Genomic DNA, 13,760 nt, shown 5'->3' with positions numbered 1-13,760 from the left:
GATAAGGATCAGGTATTCATTGATTCGAAGAAATCCGAATTGTTCTTTGTCTGCTTGAGCTTGTCGATCAGGAACTCGATCGCGTCCATCGTTCCCATCGGTGCAAGAATCCGGCGGAGAACGAAGATCTTCTGCAGATCCTGACGCGGAACCAGGAGATCTTCCTTACGGGTACCAGACTTCAGGATATCCAGTGCCGGGAAGATACGCTTATCAGCGACCTTGCGGTCAAGAACGATTTCCGAGTTACCTGTACCCTTGAATTCTTCGAAGATCACTTCATCCATACGGCTGCCGGTGTCGATCAGCGCCGTTGCAATGATCGTCAGAGAGCCGCCTTCTTCGATGTTACGCGCTGCACCGAAGAAGCGCTTCGGGCGCTGCAGGGCGTTCGCATCTACACCACCCGTCAAAACCTTACCTGAAGACGGCACAACTGTGTTGTACGCGCGGCCAAGACGCGTGATCGAGTCGAGTAGGATCACAACGTCGCGACCGTGTTCAACAAGACGCTTGGCCTTTTCGATTACCATCTCGGCAACCTGAACGTGGCGAACGGCCGGTTCATCGAAGGTGGAAGAAACAACTTCGCCCTTCACCGAACGTTGCATATCCGTCACTTCTTCTGGACGTTCGTCGATGAGAAGAACGATCAGGTAACATTCCGGATGATTCGCCGTTATCGAATGAGCGATGTTCTGCAAAAGAACAGTTTTACCCGTGCGTGGTGGAGCAACGATCAGACCGCGTTGACCTTTACCGAGTGGCGCCACCAGATCGATCACACGAGAGGAAAGATCCTTCGAGGTCGGAACATCAAGTTCCATCTTGAAGCGCTCGTTTGGATAAAGCGGCGTCAGGTTGTCGAAGTGAACCTTGTGACGGATCTTTTCGGGATCATCGAAATTGATCGTGTTGACTTTGAGAAGGGCGAAATAACGCTCGCCTTCTTTCGGACCACGGATGGGTCCTTCAACCGTATCACCTGTTTTCAGCGAAAAGCGGCGGATCTGCGAGGGCGAAATGTAAATATCGTCCGGGCCTGGCAGATAGTTTGCATTGGCGGAGCGCAGGAAGCCGAAGCCATCCTGAAGGACCTCGACAACGCCTTCACCGATAATTTCGATGTCCTGACTTGCGAGAACCTTGAGGATCGCGAACATGAGTTCCTGCTTGCGCATGGTGCTCGCATTTTCAACTTCCAGGGATTCGGCAAAAGTCAGCAAGTCGGTAGGCGATTTGCTCTTGAGTTCCTGAAGCTTCATTTCAGCCATGAAGAGAAGACCGTTTAGTAATGTTATGTCGGGGGAGGGCGTGTTCGCGAATCAGATACTGTGGGAGATACCCCAGGTGACTGAATAATTCACATGCCACGAAGATGAGTGCGGTGAAAATAGCGAGTGAACCTCTTCACCGCAAGGGGGAAGCACGAATTCCGCGAAATTTATCGCAATGGCTCCCTACACGAAGGGTTTCACAACCACAAGTATGACAATCACAATCATCAACAGGGTCGGAACTTCATTCATCAACCGCCAGTGACGGGCCGAACGAGTGTTCTCGTCTCTGGCGAAGCGCTTGGCGCTACGCGTGAAATAGACATGGGTGACGGTCAGAAGCACGACCAATCCGATTTTGGCATGCAGCCAGCCACCGGAAAATCCATAGACCGACCAGGCAAGGTAAAGCCCAAGCACCCACGAAATCATCATGGCAGGGTTCATGATGATCTTGACGAGCCGCTGCTCCATGACCTTGAACGTTTCGGATTGCTGCGAACCAACAGGCGCATCCGTGTGGTAGATAAATAGGCGCGGCAGATAGAAAATCGCCGCCATCCAGGAAATCACCGCGATGATGTGCAGCGCCTTGATCCACAGATAGAGATCCGCGGGGTCCGAAAAGAAAATCAGGGCGACGGCAATTCCGAACAGACAGAGGGCTGTTGCGGCACGAAAGGCCGCTCTGCTGCCGGCACGAACGGAAGTCTGTTTCTCCTCGCTCATCCCCTGTCTCCAAAACCGTGAACGCGTTTCACGAGACGCGCAACATTTTCCGGGTCCGCCTGTGGTGTGATCCCGTGCCCAAGATTGAAAATCAGCGGTCCCTGGCCCAGCGCCTGCAACACAGCATCAATTCCGTCATCCAGTGACTTGCCTCCGGCAATCATCAGCATCGGATCGAGGTTGCCTTGCACCGGACCGTCTTTCTGCAGCTCACGAGCAAAGCTGAGGGGAACTGACCAATCTAGTCCAATCGCATCAGCTCCGGTTTTTTGCCGGTAATCCTTGAGGAGATAGCCTGCACCTTTGGCAAATGCGATAATCTTTGCCGACGGGCGTCTTGCCCGAACCGAAGAGACGATCCGCGCAACGGGTTTTATCGCATATTCCTCAAATTCCCTCTCGCCAAGAACCCCGGCCCAGGAATCAAATATCTGGACGGCGTCTGCACCTGCATCGATCTGCTCAACGAGATAATCGGCAGAGATATCGGCGAGGAGGGAAAGCAGCTTTTCCATTGCCCCGCGCTCCTGATAGCCGAAGAGACGCGCCGGGGCCTGGTCTGGCGTTCCGTGGCCGGCAATCATGTAGGTTGCCACTGTCCAGGGAGCACCGCAAAAGCCAAGAAGGGTCGTCTCGCCAGGGAGCGCCTTGCGCAAGCGTGACACCGTCTCAAACACCGGCGAAAGATGGGAGAGCACATTCCTCGCATCCAGCTTGTCAATGCCAGCCGCGTCGATCGGGTCCATTGCCGGTCCCTTGCCTTCGCTGAAAGTGACGTTCCGGTTGAGGCCATCTGGTATCACCAGAATATCGGAAAAGAGAATGGCTGCATCGAGACCAAAGCGACGGATCGGTTGCAACGTCACTTCGGTCGCCAGTTCCGGATTATAACAGAGATCAAGGAAACTTCCTGCCTGCCTGCGCGTTTCCCGATACTCGGGGAGATAGCGACCAGCTTGTCGCATCAGCCAAACGGGCGGTGGTGTGACCGTCTCTCCGCTCAACACTCTCATCACCTTACGCTCTGTCATGGCATCCTACTTTTCCAAATCTAAAATCAAAGAGATTTAAAAGATTTTCTATTTCTTAGAGTCGGTGGGTATCAAGGATTAAAATCTTTCCAGTCGAAATGCCGCATCTCGGGGCATTTGTCTGTCGGCGTGGATAAAACGTCGGCCTAGTCCGTCTTGAGAGCAGGATAACCAATTTAATCCATATTTATCAGTAGCTTGAATTATCAGTTAGACCCCATCATGCTGTGGATAGTCTGTTGATAGAATCTCGCAATGGAAATCTTGTTCACGAAATTCACAAGCCCTGTTTTTCGAAACAAAGCCACTTGCGGATTGTGGAAAAAGGGAACCTTATTCGCACCGCCGGTTCTGCCAGGGAACATTTCCCGAGTTTGTCCAGCGTTATCAACAGCGGGAGAAAAACAGCGTGGAGAACAAAAAAAGTTTCTTCCATTTGCATTTGATTTCGGACTCAACGGGAGAGACTCTTATGTCGGCCGGCCGCGCCGTCTCCGCGCAGTTTCATGCTTCCATGCCTGTGGAACATGTTTATCCAATGATCCGAAATCAGAAACAGTTGGCGCGCGTTCTGGATCTGATCGATCAGGAGCCGGGCATTGTCCTCTACACGATCGTCGATCAGCAGTTGGCGGAGTTTCTGGATCTGCGCTGTCATGCGATCGGTGTTCCGAGCGTCAACGTTCTGGAACCGATCATCGGCATTTTTCAGACATACCTCGGTGCACCATCGAGGCGACGGGTCGGAGCGCAACACGCGTTGAATGCCGATTATTTTGCGCGGATCGAAGCGCTGAATTTCGCGATGGACCACGATGACGGACAGATGCCCGAGACCTACGACGATGCCGACATCGTCATTATTGGTATCAGCAGAACATCGAAAACACCGACGAGCATCTATCTGGCCAACCGTGGCATAAAGACAGCCAACATTCCCGTGGTGCCAAACGTGCCGCTACCAGAAAGCCTTTACAGGGCAACGCGTCCGCTCATCGTGGGGCTGGTCGCGACATCAGACCGCATCTCGCAGGTTCGTGAAAACAGAGAACTTGGTGCAACAGGCGGATTTGACCAGGGGCGGTACACCGACCGCGCCACGATTATGGAAGAACTGAAATATGCGCGCGCGCTCTGTGCTCGCAACAACTGGCCCCTGATCGATGTCACGCGTCGCTCAATCGAGGAAACGGCAGCGGCAATTCTTGCCCTTCGCCCACGGACACGATAATTCGGTTTTCGATTTTCGGAGCAGTTGATCCATGAAACAAGACCTGATCCTCGCCTCGTCCAGCGCGTCCAGGCAAATGTTGATGCGCAACGCGGGACTGGTGTTTTCGGCAATTCCGGCCGACATCGATGAAAGAGCGATCGACGAGAGGCTGGAAAAAAGCGGGGTCTCTCCGCAAGAGGTTGCGCTTGAACTGGCGAAGGCCAAGGCATGTGCTGTCAGCAAACTGCACCCCTCCGCGATAGTGCTTGGCTGCGACCAGACCATGGCGCTCGGCAGCAGGGTTTATCATAAACCGAAGGACATGGATGAGGCACATTCCCATCTGATGTCTCTCTCGGGAAAGACGCACCGGTTGAACAGTGCTGCCGTCTTGATGAAAGACGGCGAGACGATCTGGCAGATCGTCACGACTGCTGATTTGACAGTCCGCACATTGACGGACAATTTTGTGACAAGGCATCTGGAAAAGGTCGGGACGAAGGCGCTTACGAGCGTGGGTGCCTATCAGCTTGAGGGAGAGGGAATCCAGCTATTCACCTCCATCGAAGGTGACTATTTCACCATTCTCGGTCTTTCGCTTCTGCCGCTTCTGGAAAAGTTAAGGGAACTTGGTGTCATCGATGGCTGATTCACGTGAAACATTAACCATGAACGCCTTCGTTGTCGGCTACCCAATCAAACACTCCCGGTCACCCATCATCCATTCTCATTGGCTGAAAACATTCGGCATCGACGGTACGTACCGTTCAGTGGAAGTCTCGCCTGACGCATTCGCGGCCTTCATATCCGATCTGAAGGAACAACGATCTGACGGTTTCGTCGGCGGCAACGTCACAATACCTCACAAGGAGGCAGCCTTTAAGCTGGCGGACCGGCCGGACACGCTGGCCGAAGAACTGGGCGCTGCCAACACGCTCTGGTTCGAGAACGGAAAACTCTGTGCGACCAACACGGATGGGTATGGCTTTGTCTCCAATCTCGATGATCGCCACTCTGGCTGGGACAAAATAAAAAGTGCTGTTGTCCTTGGAGCGGGCGGCGCAAGCCGCGCCATCATCCAGTCCCTGAGAAATCGCGGCATTGCTGAAATACACGTTCTCAACCGAACAGAGGAACGGGCACGGGAGCTTGCCGACCGCTTCGGAAAACAGGTTTTTTCCCATTCCATGTCTGCCTTGAGCGAAGTGATGAAGGGCGCGGGCCTGTTCGTGAACACAACGTCGTTGGGAATGGATGGGACGGAAGCACCGCATTTCGATTTCTCGCGCTTGTCAGACGGCGCTGTGGTGACCGATATTGTTTACGTGCCGTTGAAGACACCTATTCTGCGCATGGCCGAAGAGCAGGGAATTGCGACTGTAGATGGCCTGGGCATGCTTCTTCATCAGGCGAAGCCGGGTTTTGAGAAATGGTTCGGAAAAATACCCGAGGTTGATCAAACGCTCCGCTCGATGATTATCGAGGATATGGAGAAACATTGATGTTGGTTATCGGTCTTACCGGCTCCATCGGAATGGGCAAGACAACGACCGCAGGCCTTTTTGCTAAAGAGGATGTAGCGGTTCTCGATTCCGATAGGGTGGTGCACGATCTTTATCGAGACGAAGCAGTTGCTTTGATCGAGGCGGCGTTTCCGGGATCGACGGGAGAGGACGGAGTTGATCGGGTGAGACTCGGTGAATTATTAAAGGAGAATCCGGCTAATTTTAAGAAGCTGGAAAACATCGTGCATCCGCTTGTTCAAAAGAAGCAGCAAGAGTTTCTCCAGTCCTCGCGAGATCAAGGCAGAGAATTTGCCCTTCTCGATATTCCCCTGTTGTTTGAAACCGGTGCCGAGCGAAGGGTCGACACCGTCGTGGTTGTCACCTGTGACGCTGATGTCCAGCGAGAACGCGTGCTGTCCCGACCAGGCATGACTCCAGAAAAGTTTGAACTGATCCTCAGCCGACAAATGCCAGACGCTGAGAAGCGCCGCCGTGCTGATTTCATCATCGACACTGGTCATGGTATCGAAGCAGCGCACGGCAGGGTAAAAGAAATCCTGAGCGATTTGGCTGGAAAAAGAGACGCGGGAAAAAAAGATGCGTGAGATTATCTTCGATACCGAAACCACCGGACTGGAATCAAAGCTGGATCGTGTGATTGAAATCGGTGGCGTCGAACTTATCAATCACTTCCCTACGGGAAGGACACTGCATCTTTATATCAATCCGGAGGATCGCAAGGTTCACCCGGACGCCTTGGCCGTCCACGGAATTACCGACGAGTCTCTTCTGGACAAGCCGAAATTTGCTGAGGTCGTCGATCAGATCCGCGACTTCTTCGAAGGTGCCCGCTGGGTCGCGCACAATGCGACATTCGATATGGGATTTATCAACGCGGAATTTGCACGCCTGGGCATCCCGCCGGTCGCGCCGGAGCTGGTGACGGATACGTTATCACTGGCACGACGAAAAAATCCGATGGGGCCAAACTCCCTCGATGCTCTTTGCCGACGTTACGGCATCGACAATTCGCATCGAACGAAACACGGCGCTCTTCTCGACTCCGAATTGCTGGCCGAAGTTTACATCGAGATGATTGGCGGTCGCCAGACCGCGCTCGGTTTCGGTTCTGTCGTTAAAGAAGAAACGGTGGTTGTCGAAGACGAGGGACCGATCGAGGAAATGCATCGCGTTCACCCCCTGCCTCAAAGGCTGGATGCAGATGCCGCGGCAGCTCACGGAAAGCTTGTTCTTGCAATGGGCGACAAGGCAATCTGGAACCGCTATCAGAACTGACGGAGTTTATGGAAAGCGCTCGGCGTTTGTCGAAAATCTCCCAACAAAAAACCGGGCTGAAGAGCCCGGTTTTTTTATGCGTCTTATTTCGATCAGTTCGGAACAGCCTGAACCTTGGCTCTGGCCTGCTCTTCGGCAACGCGCTGTGCAAACATCTGTGCGAAGTCAATCGGATCGATCATCAGCGGCGGGAAGCCGCCATTGCGCGTTACGTCAGCAATGATCTGGCGTGCAAACGGGAAGAGGAGACGCGGGCACTCAATGAAGAGAACCGGCAGCATGTGTTCCTGCGGGAAACCTGCAATCCGGAAAACACCGCCATAAACCAGCTCGGCAGCAAACAATACCTTGTCGCCGTCCTTCGCTTCTGCGTTCAGCGTCAGGACAACGTCGAAATCCGAGCCGGAGATCGGGTTTGCATTGACGTTGACATTGATGTTGATCGAGGGCGCATTTTCACGGCCCTGAAGCGAACGAGGAGCACCCGGATTTTCGAAGGAGAGATCCTTGATGTACTGGGCAAGAATGTTGAGAGATGGGCTTGCTGCGCCCTGTGCACCATTTTCAGCGGTCATGCTATTTCCTCGCGGCATGAATTTGTGGGAGGCGGTCTATCATTTCACCCGGAGCCTTACAACCCTACCATTTGCCCGGTCTGTCAAGGTTTGGGCAGATCACGATCATCGGGTTTGTTTGACCAGGGAGAATTGTTCGGGCCATCGCGATGAAATTCCTCTTCGCCCAGATCGACGACCTTCGAGCCGCCCGCGTCTCTCGGCTCATTGCGGAAACCGGATTGTGCTCCTGCTTCAAAACCGGATTGACGAAAAGATCCGGCGACAACGACGCGCGGTCCAAACGTCTTCCAGAAAAATCGTCTGATTGCGGGAGACATAAGAAGCAAGCCGATAATGTCGGTGATGAAACCGGGAAGGAAAAGCAATATGCCAGCGACGACGCGCATGGCACCATTCACCAGTTCATCGGCCGGCTGCCGACCAGCGCGTCCGGCATCCTGAAGGTTTCTGACCATGCTGAGCCCGCCCAGACGCAGGATAAGCAGGCCGAGAAATGACGTAAAAACGATAAGCGCCAAAGTGAGCCAAAGGCCGATGGCCTTGCCGACGATAATAAAACCGGCAATCTCGAGGATCGGCATCATCAGAACGATGACGGGGAGGAAGGAAAAACGCATATTCTAGCCTTGCGTGTGCGTCTTGGGCAGATTGTGTGCCTTAAGGACACCGATGATTGAATCTGCATGTTTGAATGATGATAAGATGCAGACTATATGATGTTCAAGATTTCGGATTTAAATGGCGGCCTCGGTAAAAGATGAACTTTAGCGACTTTATCACTTTGTTTTTCCTCGTGGCAGCGGTGCTGATCTTTCTTCAGTTGCGCAGCGTTCTTGGTCGCCGGACAGGCAATGAAAAGCCACCGTTCGATCCCTATAGCCCTCGTGATGTCGCAAAGGGCGCTACTTCCGACGATAACAAGGTCGTGACCTTGCCGAAGCGCGGAGAAGGTGATGAGGAAACCCGCTTCTCCGAAGTGGACGCCATGGCGCCGGCTGGATCTGCGCTGAATTCGGCTTTGCGTGACTTGATGGGCAAGGATGCATCCTTCAGCCCCAAGGAGTTCCTCAACGGGGCGCGTATGGCCTATGAGATGATTGTCATGGCTTTTGCCGATGGCGATCGCAAGACTCTGAAAAACTTGCTGTCGAAAGAGGTGTTCGAAGGCTTCGATGCCGCCATCTCCGAACGGGAAGCACGCGGAGAGGTGGTCAAGTCTACCTTCGTCGGCATTGAGAAAGCTGATATCACGCAGGCTCTTGTTCGTGATTCCGAGGCACAGATCACCATTCGTATTGTCAGCCAGCTTATTTCGGCCACCTATGACAAGGATGGAAAGCTGACGGACGGTGATCCGGAAAGTGTTGCCGAGGTGGATGACATCTGGACGTTCTCGCGCGACACGCGTTCTCGTGACCCGAACTGGAAACTCATCGCGACTGAATCCGAACAATGAAAACGCCATCGGCCGAGTTTTCCGTCGAGGAGGTCTCTTTCGGCGATCTGCCGCAATGGCAGAATGACGATCCGCGCGAACTTTTTTCTGCGATGCGCAGAATTCTCGGGCACCTGCGGACCGCGAAACCTTACCGGACGGGAGAACTTGGCCTTTCGGCTGATGACCTCATTGCGTTATTGGAAACAGCCGAACATGCAGATCCAAAAGATGCCAGTGAAGCGCGCCGGTTTTTCGAAGACAATTGTCGCCCTTTTCGCATCTCGCAACACGACGGGAAGGCAGGGTTCGTAACTGCATTTTACGAGCCCGAGCTGCAGGTTTCGGCTGTCCCGGATGACGTATGGAAATATCCGATATATCGCAGACCGGCCGATCTCATTGACATTGACGACAAAAATCGCCCGGAAGGCTTCGATCCTTATTACGCCTTCGGGCATCAGGATGGCGGCGGTATTTCCTATTTTGCCGATCGCCGGGCGATCGATGAAGGGTGTCTTGAGGGGCGGGGACTTGAGATTGCCTGGGCGAAATCCAAGGTCGACCTTTTTTTTGTCCATGTCCAGGGCGCTGCACGGCTGGTATATCCCGACGGACAGATAAGGCGCGTGACCTATGCCGCAAAGGCCGGACATCCGTTCTCGCCGATCGGAAGACTTCTTCTCGATCGGGGAGAGCTGGATCCGAAAACCATCTCGATGCAGACAATTCGGGCATGGCTCGCCGATCATCCTGATCAGGTTGACGAGGTGCTGTGGCATAACCGGTCCTACATCTTCTTCCGCGAAGCCGATGTGACCGACTTGGATCTGGGGCCGGTTGCCGCTGCAAAGGTTCCGCTCGTTGCTGGCCGCTCGCTCGCTGTCGACCGGCTAATCCATACGTTCGGGTTTCCGTTTTACATTCACGCGCCGACGTTGATGCACCTCGATGCCGAGAAACCCTTTGCGCGGCTAATGCTGGCGCTCGATACGGGATCGGCAATTGTCGGTCCGGCCCGCGGGGATATTTTCACGGGTTCCGGCTTTGATGCGGGTGAGCTGGCTGGAACGGTGCGCAACGACGCCGATTTTTATATATTGATGCCACGCGCGGCGGCGGAGAGGTATCGGGGATGAAAGGCAGTCGGAAGCTCGGCAAGGATGAGCGGATTCTGTGGGGGAGAGTGGCAAAAACCACTCGGCCTATCTCGGGCAAGCTCGAAGATTTGCTGGCTTTTGATGATGTCGAGGAGGAGGCGCCTGAGCCTGTTGTCGTGGAAAAGAGCAAGCTCGGTTTCCCACGCATGCTGGTGGAAAATGCTGAAACTCCGCCCAATGCAGCACCGGCAAAGCAGAGAATTCATCACCCGCTCGAAAAGCCCGTCAAGCGCAAGCTGACGCGCGGACGATTGCCGTTGGAAGGACGTATCGATCTGCACGGCATGATACAGAGCGAAGCACATGCCGTTCTCTTGGATTTCCTGATGCAGGCGCATGAACGCGGCTTGCGTCATGTACTCGTTATAACCGGTAAGGGGCGTTCAATGGGCAGTGATGGCGCCTTGAAGCGTGCTGTCCCCATGTGGTTCTCGAAGCCGGAATACCGCTATTTGATTTCATCCTACGAGGATGCCTCGATCAACCACGGTGGAGAAGGTGCCCTGTACGTCCGGTTGGCGAGACGCCGCGGTGAGAGATCATGACGCCCTTTGCAGAAGCCGTTCGCATGCTGCGGGAACGCAAGGGTGTGACGCAGAAGGAGATGGCGGCAGCCATCGGCGTTTCGCCTGCTTATCTTTCTGCATTGGAACATGGAAAACGCGGCCGACCGAGCTTCGATCTTCTTCAGCGCATCGCCGGTTACTTCAATATCATCTGGGACGAGGCCGAGGATCTGTTTTTTCTGGCAGGATCGTCCCATCCCCGCATTGTCATCGACACGGCCGGTTTGCCGCCACAATATACCGCTTTGGCCAATCAGCTTGCGCGTGATATACGCAAGCTGTCGCCGACTATGATAGAAGAACTGACGGCGGTGCTGCAAAAAAGCCGTTCTTGCGATTGAAAGCCTTATATCCCCTGCTTTATGCAGCGGTTGGGACATGCGGCCTTTGGATATTGGCTGGGAATTTCTATAGTCGTATGTCGGAATTTGAGTGATTCGCTGGCTTAAGCCTCTCAGAAAAACTTGGCCGGGAAAACTTTGGAAAGAGTACTTATGACCGAAACATCGTCAAGCGAAGTCGGCACGAACACGGAATATGGAGCCGATTCGATCAAGGTTCTCAAGGGCCTTGATGCCGTGCGTAAGCGGCCCGGCATGTATATCGGTGATACCGATGACGGTTCCGGTCTGCACCACATGGTCTATGAGGTGGTGGACAACGCCATCGATGAAGCGCTGGCCGGCCATGCCGATCTGGTGACAGTGACGTTGAATGCCGATGGCTCCGTCACGGTAACGGACAATGGCCGCGGCATCCCGACCGATATCCATTCCTCCGAAGGTGTATCGGCTGCGGAAGTGATCATGACGCAGCTGCATGCTGGCGGAAAGTTCGACCAGAACTCCTACAAGGTCTCGGGCGGTCTGCATGGCGTGGGCGTGTCGGTGGTAAACGCACTTTCGGTCTGGCTGAAACTGCGCATCCGTCGCAGTGGCAAGCTGCATGAAATCGGCTTCACGCATGGCGTTGCAGATGCGCCGCTTTCGGTTATCGGCGAGTATGAAGGACGCTCCGGCACGGAAGTGACGTTCCTGGCGAGCCCTGAAACCTTCACGATGACCGAATACGATTACAACACGCTCGAGCACCGTTTGCGCGAACTGGCGTTTCTTAATTCCGGTGTTCGTATTTTGCTGACCGACAAGCGTCATTCTGACGTCAAGCAGGAAGAACTGCTTTATGACGGCGGTCTCGAGGCGTTCGTGCGTTATCTGGACCGCTCCAAGAAGCCACTGGTTGACAAGCCGGTTGCCATTCGTGGTGAAAAGGACGGTATTACCGTTGAAGTCGCAATGTGGTGGAACGACAGCTACCACGAAAACGTACTTTGCTTCACCAACAACATCCCACAGCGCGATGGCGGCACGCATATGGCCGGTTTCCGCGCGGCATTGACGCGCCAGGTTACCTCCTACGCGGACAGCTCCGGCATTACCAAGAAGGAAAAAGTCAGCCTTCAGGGTGAAGATTGCCGCGAAGGCCTGACAGCTGTTCTTTCGGTGAAGGTTCCCGATCCGAAGTTCTCGTCGCAGACCAAGGACAAGCTTGTTTCGTCCGAAGTTCGCCCGGTTGTCGAAAACCTCGTCAACGAGGCCTTGAGCACATGGTTCGAGGAACATCCGACCGAAGCAAAAATCCTGGTTGGCAAGGTTGTTGAAGCGGCTGTTGCCCGCGAAGCAGCACGCAAGGCACGTGAACTGACGCGCCGCAAGGGTGCGCTTGATATCGCGTCGTTGCCCGGCAAGCTCGCAGATTGCTCTGAACGCGATCCGGCCAAGTCCGAACTGTTCCTCGTTGAGGGTGACTCTGCAGGTGGTTCTGCCAAGCAGGGCCGTTCGCGCGAGACCCAGGCCATTCTGCCGTTGCGCGGTAAGATTCTGAACGTCGAGCGCGCCCGTTTCGACAAGATGTTGTCCAGCCAGGAAATCGGTACGCTGATTACGGCGCTTGGCACGTCTATCGGCAAGGACGAGTTCAACGCGGACAAGCTGCGTTATCACAAGATCATTATCATGACGGATGCTGACGTCGACGGCGCCCACATCCGTACGCTGCTTTTGACTTTCTTCTTCCGTCAGATGCCGGAACTGATCGAACGAGGCCACCTTTATATCGCCCAGCCGCCGCTTTATAAGGTCACGCGCGGCAAGTCGATCCAGTACCTCAAGGACGAAAAGGCACTGGAAGATTACCTGATCTCGATGGGTATCGAAGAAGCGTCGCTGACGCTGGGCTCCGGTGAGGTTCGTGTGGGTGAGGATCTGCGCGAGGTTATTCTCGACGCGGTACGCATGCGTTCGATGATCGATGGCCTTCATTCCCGTTATAACCGCTCGGTTGTCGAACAAGCTGCCATTGCCGGCGCGCTCAACCCCGAACTTTCGGCGAATGCCTCGCGTGCTGCAGAAACAGTTGCAGAGGTTGCGCGTCGTCTGGACATGATTGCCGAAGAAACCGAACGCGGTTGGATCGGCACGGTACTCGAAGACGGCGGACTACGGTTTGAGCGCATGGTGCGCGGCGTCAAGGAAGTCTCGACACTCGATATGGGTCTGCTTGGTTCGGCCGATGCGCGTCATATCGACCAGCTCGCTGTGCGTACCCGCGATGTCTATGCGACGCCTCCGACCCTGCAGCGCAAGGAAGGGACGCTGGAACTCTCTGGTCCGCGTGCGCTTCTCGATGCGATTTTTGCAGCGGGACGCAAGGGCCTGTCCATGCAGCGTTATAAGGGCCTCGGCGAAATGAACGCCGAGCAGCTCTGGGAAACCACGCTGGACGCCAATGTCCGCTCGCTGTTGCAGGTGAAGATCAGCGACGCAACGGATGCGGATGGCCTGTTTGCTCGCCTGATGGGGGATGAGGTTGAGCCTCGTCGCGACTTCATTCAGGAAAATGCGCTGAGCGTTGCCAACCTCGATATCTGATCTGGGGATGCGTCTGCATCCACGATTCACGTGAAACAGA

15 protein-coding genes are annotated in these 13,760 nt (G+C 54.5%); 10 read left to right on the top strand and 5 right to left on the bottom strand.

Annotated features, from left to right (window positions below; translation table 11 throughout):
* Positions 1-8: 8 nt before the first annotated feature.
* The 3 genes from rho to hemE all read right to left on the bottom strand — a co-directional run bounded on the left by rho (position 9) and on the right by hemE (position 3,037).
* Positions 9-1,274 carry a transcription termination factor Rho gene (rho, locus tag HWX89_RS02495; RefSeq protein WP_004444236.1) on the bottom strand — a complete coding sequence of 422 codons (1,266 nt, stop codon included), beginning with the start codon at positions 1,272-1,274 and terminating at the stop codon, positions 9-11.
* Positions 1,275-1,460: 186 nt separating this feature from the next.
* Positions 1,461-2,006, bottom strand: a complete 546-nt coding sequence (hemJ, locus tag HWX89_RS02490; protein ID WP_178340594.1) for a protoporphyrinogen oxidase HemJ — start codon at positions 2,004-2,006, stop codon at positions 1,461-1,463.
* Positions 2,003-3,037 (bottom strand): uroporphyrinogen decarboxylase, encoded by a 1,035-nt coding sequence (hemE, locus tag HWX89_RS02485; protein ID WP_138795132.1) that lies wholly within the window; start codon positions 3,035-3,037, stop codon positions 2,003-2,005. Before hemE ends, hemJ begins: the two co-directional genes overlap by 4 nt.
* Before the next feature lie 409 nt (positions 3,038-3,446).
* On the opposite strand from hemE, the gene HWX89_RS02480 reads away from it, so the two are divergent.
* From HWX89_RS02480 to dnaQ, 5 genes are read left to right on the top strand one after another with little or no spacing between them, the layout of a single operon-like run.
* Positions 3,447-4,268 carry a pyruvate, water dikinase regulatory protein gene (locus HWX89_RS02480; protein WP_138795131.1) on the top strand — a complete coding sequence of 274 codons (822 nt, stop codon included), beginning with the start codon at positions 3,447-3,449 and terminating at the stop codon, positions 4,266-4,268.
* A gap of 31 nt (positions 4,269-4,299) precedes the next feature.
* Positions 4,300-4,899 carry a Maf-like protein gene (locus HWX89_RS02475; protein ID WP_138795130.1) on the top strand — a complete coding sequence of 200 codons (600 nt, stop codon included), beginning with the start codon at positions 4,300-4,302 and terminating at the stop codon, positions 4,897-4,899.
* Entirely contained in the window at positions 4,892-5,752 is an 861-nt protein-coding gene (locus HWX89_RS02470) for a shikimate dehydrogenase (protein ID WP_138795129.1), read from the top strand. The genes HWX89_RS02475 and HWX89_RS02470 overlap by 8 nt, the downstream gene beginning before the upstream one ends.
* Positions 5,752-6,360: a dephospho-CoA kinase gene (gene coaE, locus HWX89_RS02465; RefSeq protein ID WP_138795128.1), complete on the top strand. Its 609-nt coding sequence runs from the start codon at positions 5,752-5,754 to the stop codon at positions 6,358-6,360. Before HWX89_RS02470 ends, coaE begins: the two co-directional genes overlap by 1 nt.
* Positions 6,353-7,051, top strand: a complete 699-nt coding sequence (gene dnaQ / locus HWX89_RS02460) for a DNA polymerase III subunit epsilon (protein WP_138795127.1) — start codon at positions 6,353-6,355, stop codon at positions 7,049-7,051. The genes coaE and dnaQ overlap by 8 nt, the downstream gene beginning before the upstream one ends.
* A gap of 92 nt (positions 7,052-7,143) precedes the next feature.
* On the opposite strand, the gene secB is transcribed toward dnaQ, so the two are convergent.
* On the bottom strand, positions 7,144-7,626 hold the full coding sequence (gene secB, locus HWX89_RS02455) for a protein-export chaperone SecB (protein WP_138795126.1): 483 nt from the start codon (positions 7,624-7,626) through the stop codon (positions 7,144-7,146).
* A gap of 83 nt (positions 7,627-7,709) precedes the next feature.
* On the bottom strand, positions 7,710-8,246 hold the full coding sequence (locus HWX89_RS02450; protein ID WP_138795125.1) for an FxsA family protein: 537 nt from the start codon (positions 8,244-8,246) through the stop codon (positions 7,710-7,712).
* A 140-nt stretch (positions 8,247-8,386) separates the two neighbouring features.
* Here HWX89_RS02450 and HWX89_RS02445 point away from each other — a divergent pair, with 140 nt between their 5' ends.
* From HWX89_RS02445 to gyrB, 5 genes are all read left to right on the top strand, one after another.
* Positions 8,387-9,085, top strand: coding sequence for a Tim44/TimA family putative adaptor protein (locus HWX89_RS02445; RefSeq protein ID WP_138795124.1), 699 nt, complete (start codon positions 8,387-8,389; stop codon positions 9,083-9,085).
* Positions 9,082-10,203 carry a murein transglycosylase A gene (gene mltA / locus HWX89_RS02440; protein WP_138795123.1) on the top strand — a complete coding sequence of 374 codons (1,122 nt, stop codon included), beginning with the start codon at positions 9,082-9,084 and terminating at the stop codon, positions 10,201-10,203. The genes HWX89_RS02445 and mltA overlap by 4 nt, the downstream gene beginning before the upstream one ends.
* Positions 10,200-10,769 (top strand): Smr/MutS family protein, encoded by a 570-nt coding sequence (locus HWX89_RS02435; protein WP_138795122.1) that lies wholly within the window; start codon positions 10,200-10,202, stop codon positions 10,767-10,769. Before mltA ends, HWX89_RS02435 begins: the two co-directional genes overlap by 4 nt.
* Entirely contained in the window at positions 10,766-11,131 is a 366-nt protein-coding gene (locus tag HWX89_RS02430; RefSeq protein ID WP_138795121.1) for a helix-turn-helix domain-containing protein, read from the top strand. The genes HWX89_RS02435 and HWX89_RS02430 overlap by 4 nt, the downstream gene beginning before the upstream one ends.
* 153 nt (positions 11,132-11,284) lie before the next feature.
* Positions 11,285-13,720 (top strand): DNA topoisomerase (ATP-hydrolyzing) subunit B, encoded by a 2,436-nt coding sequence (gyrB, locus tag HWX89_RS02425; protein ID WP_138795120.1) that lies wholly within the window; start codon positions 11,285-11,287, stop codon positions 13,718-13,720.
* Positions 13,721-13,760 lie beyond the last annotated feature (40 nt).

This window comes from Rhizobium sp. RM, assembly GCF_013390595.1.
GTDB lineage: Bacteria > Pseudomonadota > Alphaproteobacteria > Rhizobiales > Rhizobiaceae > Agrobacterium.
Note: the sequence above shows the minus strand (reverse complement) of the source record. Positions and strands in the feature narration are given on the sequence as shown.

Bases quoted from the DNA above. Each gene is read 5' to 3' on its own strand.
- secB (WP_138795126.1), bottom strand. From the start codon at position 7,626: ATGACCGCTGAAAATGGTGCACAGGGCGCAGCAAGCCCATCTCTCAAC.
- gyrB (WP_138795120.1), top strand. From the start codon at position 11,285: ATGACCGAAACATCGTCAAGCGAAGTCGGCACGAACACGGAATATGGA.
- dnaQ (WP_138795127.1), top strand. From the start codon at position 6,353: ATGCGTGAGATTATCTTCGATACCGAAACCACCGGACTGGAATCAAAG.
- HWX89_RS02450 (WP_138795125.1), bottom strand. From the start codon at position 8,246: ATGCGTTTTTCCTTCCTCCCCGTCATCGTTCTGATGATGCCGATCCTC.
- hemJ (WP_178340594.1), bottom strand. From the start codon at position 2,006: ATGAGCGAGGAGAAACAGACTTCCGTTCGTGCCGGCAGCAGAGCGGCC.
- HWX89_RS02470 (WP_138795129.1), top strand. From the start codon at position 4,892: ATGGCTGATTCACGTGAAACATTAACCATGAACGCCTTCGTTGTCGGC.
- hemE (WP_138795132.1), bottom strand. From the start codon at position 3,037: ATGACAGAGCGTAAGGTGATGAGAGTGTTGAGCGGAGAGACGGTCACA.
- mltA (WP_138795123.1), top strand. From the start codon at position 9,082: ATGAAAACGCCATCGGCCGAGTTTTCCGTCGAGGAGGTCTCTTTCGGC.
- HWX89_RS02430 (WP_138795121.1), top strand. From the start codon at position 10,766: ATGACGCCCTTTGCAGAAGCCGTTCGCATGCTGCGGGAACGCAAGGGT.
- HWX89_RS02475 (WP_138795130.1), top strand. From the start codon at position 4,300: ATGAAACAAGACCTGATCCTCGCCTCGTCCAGCGCGTCCAGGCAAATG.
- rho (WP_004444236.1), bottom strand. From the start codon at position 1,274: ATGGCTGAAATGAAGCTTCAGGAACTCAAGAGCAAATCGCCTACCGAC.
- HWX89_RS02435 (WP_138795122.1), top strand. From the start codon at position 10,200: ATGAAAGGCAGTCGGAAGCTCGGCAAGGATGAGCGGATTCTGTGGGGG.
- HWX89_RS02445 (WP_138795124.1), top strand. From the start codon at position 8,387: ATGAACTTTAGCGACTTTATCACTTTGTTTTTCCTCGTGGCAGCGGTG.
- coaE (WP_138795128.1), top strand. From the start codon at position 5,752: ATGTTGGTTATCGGTCTTACCGGCTCCATCGGAATGGGCAAGACAACG.